The sequence below is a fragment of the Rhodococcus sp. EPR-134 genome (genome assembly GCF_001647205.1).
Classification (GTDB): Bacteria; Actinomycetota; Actinomycetes; order Mycobacteriales; family Mycobacteriaceae; genus Rhodococcus_F; species Rhodococcus_F qingshengii.
Map to the genome: position 1 here is coordinate 1 of NZ_LVCT01000252.1, position 4,006 is coordinate 4,006.

A 4,006-nucleotide genomic window follows, 5' to 3' on the forward strand; every position below is an offset into this window, starting at 1 on the left:
TCAACGGGTTGATCGGCTTGGTGGAGTACAACGCGATCAGCGCGACAACGCCGACGGCGATACCGCCCACGCCGGCGACCTGAGCGATACGGCGTGCCGGAACATTGTCCGTCGTGAATCCCATACCAAACGGTACCCAATGCAGCCACGGCTCCCGACTGCCTGGCGTTTGTCAGTCGCCGGTTCGGGTGCGGAATGCGTTCACGGCGGCTTCGACGGTCGGGTAGAAGTGCGTCGAATCGAATCGATCCCCGACTCCGAATCGGATGAGTCGATCCTTGATCGGACCTTTCATCTCTGCGAATGCCAACCGAATTCCTTTGCCTTCGAGGAATGTATCCAGATCGACGAGTTCGTCGACTGCCGTTGTGTCGAGTCCGGTGATCGGTTCGGCGGCTATAACCACCCAGTCGACCGGATCTGGCGCCTTGGCGACGACGGAGCGAACGTACTCGTCGAAGATCTCGCCGTTCGCGAAAAACAGTGGCGCGTCAAACCTCACCAACACCAGGCCGGGGATGCGATGCCCATCTGGATGGCGTTCGATGTCGTGGAATCCGGTGGGTTCGCCCGTCTCGACGAGTTCGGTTCGATGTGGCTGCCATACCTGCGCGATGACCGCTGCGAAGGACAGTCCGATCGCAACAAGGATGCCTTGTAGCACACCGACCAGGGCGACGCCCAGAAACGCCGCGACGGCGAGGCCGAATTCCACGGTGCTCATGCGCCACATGCGGACCATGCCGCCCACGTCGATCAGTGCACACGCGGCGACGATGACGACGGCGGCCAGTGTTGCATCGGGCAGATATGCCGTGAGTCCGGGAGCGACGAGGACGAACACCAGGACCGCGAGCGCCCCGACGACGCCGGCCAATTGTGTGTGCGCCCCACTCTGTTCGGCTACCGGAGTTCGTGACCCGCTCGCCGAGATCGGGAACCCGCCGAACAGCCCGCCGGCCACGTTCGCGACACCGATCGCCTTCATTTCGGTACTGCCGTTCACGTCCTCGCCGTGGCGGGCGGCGAAGGTGCGCGAGAGAACGCCGGTGTCGGCGAAGGCAATCAATGCGATACCGGCGGCGGGCCCGATCAGATGGCCGACGTCCTGCCACGTGACTCCACCGACGGAAGGGAGGGGGAGTCCTTCCGGCAGTGCGCCGACCATGCCGATGTCATCGGTGAGACCGGCGGCAGCGGACAAGACTATGGCCGCGACAACGGCCACCAGAACGCCGGGAACAACAGGTACCCAGAGCCGGAAGGCGACTATGACGACTAGCGAACCGACACCGATGGCGGCAGCGAGGGGGTCGACGTCGCCACCCACCAGGGCCTTTGAGATCCCGCCGATTTCACCGAGTAGACCGGACGCGTCGACGGAGAATCCGAGCAGCTTGGGAATCTGACCAACTACGACGACGAGTGCAATGGCGTTGAGGTAGCCGAGGCGGATCGGTTTCGAGAGGAGTTCGGTCACGAAGCCGAGACGAAGGAATCCGCCGATCACGAGGATGAGTCCGACAAGAATGGCGAGAACACCGGCTAGTGCAAGCGCATTCTCCGAATCGCCGACCACTGCCAGCGGTATGACCGCGGCGGCAATCAGCGGCGCCAGTGACGAATCAGGTCCGAGTACAAGGATTTTCGAGGGCCCGACTACCGCGTACGCGAGCAAAGGCACGATGGTGGCGTACAGCCCGGCGTACGCAGGCAACCCGGCGGCCTCGGCGTAGCCCATGCCTGCCGGGATGAGCAGGGCAGTCAAGACGAGTCCGGCAGTGACGTCTGTTCGCAACCACTCGCGGCGATACCCACGGGCAGTCGCGACGCCCGGTAGCCGACCTAGACTCTCCGCCCACATCATCGTTTGATTGTCCTCCCTCAGTGGAGCGAACGGGCGCGCTCTGGGGCAACCGCGGGGGTCGCAGGGAGGGGCGCAGGTGCCTGTGCGAGGCGGCGGCGTCGAATTGCCTTGTCCAACTCGACGACAACCGGGATGATCAGCGACCAACCCAGGCAGGCGAGCCACTGGGCGCCGGTCAGTGAGGTTGTCATGAGGAGGTCCTGGAGGACGCCCGCCTCGACGGCGAATACGGTCACGACCGTGGGGATCGTCAAGATCTTGATGGCACCGAGCACCGGTGGAACCACGCCGGACTCGGGATCACGCCGCATAGTCAGCCCCGCGAGAATCGAACCGAGAGAGAGCACTACGAATGCTGTGGTCATGGGAACATTCGCCTCGGAAGTACTCATTTCACCGGGTGCGAGAAGCATCGCCGCGAGTGTCACGGCAAATTGCAGGACACCGTACGCGAGCCACTGAGCGACTGCGCTTCGATGTGCGATTGGCATCTTGGGATCGCGCGGAGGCTTGTTCATCAGATCCGGTGGCGGCGGGTCGAGCATGATCACGGCGACGGGGAACAGTGTGATGAAGAAGTGCTGGAACAGCACCATCAGTGGCGTCAGTGCCACACCCTCGTTGATGTTGAAGATGCTCGCAGCGAGGAAGAGGAGAACCAAGGAGAAGAGTTTCGACATCTGGTACCGGATGTATGAGACGATTTTTCCGTAGATGTTGCGGCCCAAAGTGATCGCGGTGATGAGGGTACCGAAGTTGTCGTCGGTGAGCACCATCTTGCCCGCCTGTTTGGTCACCTCACTGCCCGAGCCCATGGCGACGCCGATGTCTGCCTTCTTCAACGCGGCGGCGTCGTTGACCGCGTCTCCGGTCATCGCGACGACGGCGCCACCGCTCTGCATGACATCGACCAAGCGAAGTTTGTCCTGCGGAGTGACGCGGCCGAACACGTGCAGGTTCGGCAACGCGGTCGATAGTTCTTCATCGGTCATCGCTTGCAACTCGCCGCCGCCCACCGAGCCCGGGCCGAGTCCGAGTTCGGCACCGATCGCTGCGGCGGTGATGGCATGGTCGCCGGTGATCATGCGGACCTCGATGCCGGCCCGGTGTGCGGTTCGCACCGAATCGACCGCCTCCGGACGCAGCGGGTCGATGATGCCTGCCATACCGACAAACGTCAGGTCCTCGACAAAGGACATGGGGTCGGCCACGACAGCGTCTTCCCGTCCGTCGAGGCGTCTGACCGCGAATGCCAGCACCCGAAGACCCTTTTCGGACATGGACTGATTTGCTGCCGTGAGTTCGTCTCGGACTTCCTCGATCGGGACCTGCCGACGGCCGGGGAGAAAGGCCGAAGAACACCGAGCGAGGACGACATCGGGTCCGCCTTTGACCAATCCGACGAACTGACTTACGCCGTCGACTTCGAGGTGGTGGTACGTGGCCATGAACTTGTACGCGGAATCGAACGGAACCGTCGCCACCCGCGGGTAGGTCCGTCTGGTGAGTGGGGCGTCGGCACCGATCTTTGCCGCGAGCACCACGAGCGCGGCCTCGGTCGGGTCGCCGACAACTTCCCCGGAATCGGAAACCGTTGCATCGCTGTCGAGACACAGTCCGTATGCGAGAAGGGTGAAGTCGGGTGGTGCCTCGCCGGCAACCTGCGTGATCCTTCCCGCTTTGGCGTAGCCTTCGCCGTCGACCGTGTACCAACGGCCGTGGACGTACAGCGATCGGACGGTCATCTGGTTCATGGTCAGCGTGCCGGTCTTGTCCGAGTTGATTGCACTGGTCGCGCCGAGTGTTTCGACGTCGGTCAGGTTCTTCACGACGGCCTTGGCGTCGGCCAGTTGACGGGCACCGTAGGCCAGCATCGCCTGGACGAATGTTGGCAGGCCGGTCGGAATCGCGGACACTCCCATTGCGATACCAAGGAGCAGAAGCGTAGTCAGGTCCTGCCCACGAAGGAGCCCGATGACGACGATGACGATCACTGCCGTCCACGCGATGATTCCGAGAAGTTTGGTGAGAGAGTCCAATTCACGTTGAAGTGGCGACTTGCCAGGGGCGACCGCCGACAACATCGACGCGATCTGGCCTATCTGCGTCTGCATCCCGGTCTCGGTGACCACCATGGTC

General features: G+C 62.9%; 2 protein-coding genes. Both read right to left on the reverse strand.

The genetic code is table 11. The features are described from left to right. Window positions 1-172 precede the first annotated feature (172 nt). Window positions 173-1,867, reverse strand: coding sequence for a SulP family inorganic anion transporter (locus tag A2J01_RS11190; RefSeq protein ID WP_058038641.1), 1,695 nt, complete (start codon window positions 1,865-1,867; stop codon window positions 173-175). 17 nt (window positions 1,868-1,884) lie between these two features. Then, on the reverse strand, window positions 1,885-4,006 hold a 2,122-nt coding region (locus A2J01_RS11195), incomplete at its 5' end, for a cation-translocating P-type ATPase (protein ID WP_064112703.1).